Origin of the sequence: Klebsiella sp. A-Nf5, assembly GCF_002810545.1 — a bacterium.
GTDB lineage: Bacteria > Pseudomonadota > Gammaproteobacteria > Enterobacterales > Enterobacteriaceae > Klebsiella > Klebsiella variicola.
In genome coordinates, this window is sequence record NZ_PIOG01000143.1 from 1 (window position 1) to 708 (window position 708).

Below are 708 nucleotides of genomic sequence, written 5' to 3' on the forward strand. Positions count from 1 at the left end.
TTCAATCAGCCAACGACCAAGACCACTTTTCTGATACTCGTTCAGCACGTAGACGTCGCACAAATAACCAAAAGTGGCATAGTCGGTGACCAGACGGGCGAAGCCGATTTGTCTTGTTCCATCCAGAAGCGCAAAACAAAGGCTGTTCTGGATTGATATTCTGACCGTTTCAGCATCAATGCCCGCAGCCCATGACGATTGCGAGAGGTAATCGTGAATGGCTTCCTGCTGAAAAAAGGCGGGATCGGTTGTGACAGTAAACTGGCCTTGGGTAAAACGCAGATGCTGATTATCCACTAAACGACTCCTTGCAAACTTGCTTTGATGAGACAAGCCCTACAGGCATACCGGGCAACCACTCAGGATGTTTTCTCATGTACTGTCATGATAAATACCAGCGGGCTCTCCCCCTGGTTTTCGTAGAAATGAGGAACGTCCGTTCTGGCCGTTGCCGAACAGCCGGTTTTTACCCGATACAAATGGTCCTTTACCCCCAATGTGAGCGTGCCCGACTGAACATAAAACAGTTCAAGCGTTCCTTCCGTGTGGCCCGGTGAAGCAAACTTTTCCCCCGGCTGCATTTCCCACATCCAGAGCTCGGTCATATCAGGCCCACCCGACCCTGCGAGCAGTCTTGCTCTCCCGCCTTTTTCACCTTCCCACAATTCTGGGATCTCATCTTCAGCAATGAGATGCACAGTCGGTTTG

At 50.7% G+C, this 708-nt stretch carries 2 protein-coding genes; both read right to left on the reverse strand.

The window, feature by feature from the left end; genetic code table 11:
- Positions 1 to 297, reverse strand: a 297-nt coding sequence (locus CWM53_RS15300) for a GNAT family N-acetyltransferase (protein ID WP_133124352.1), incomplete at its 3' end; no start/stop codon positions are given.
- Between the two features lie 62 nt (positions 298 to 359).
- On the reverse strand, positions 360 to 708 hold a 349-nt coding region (locus CWM53_RS15305), incomplete at its 5' end, for a cupin domain-containing protein (RefSeq protein WP_133124353.1).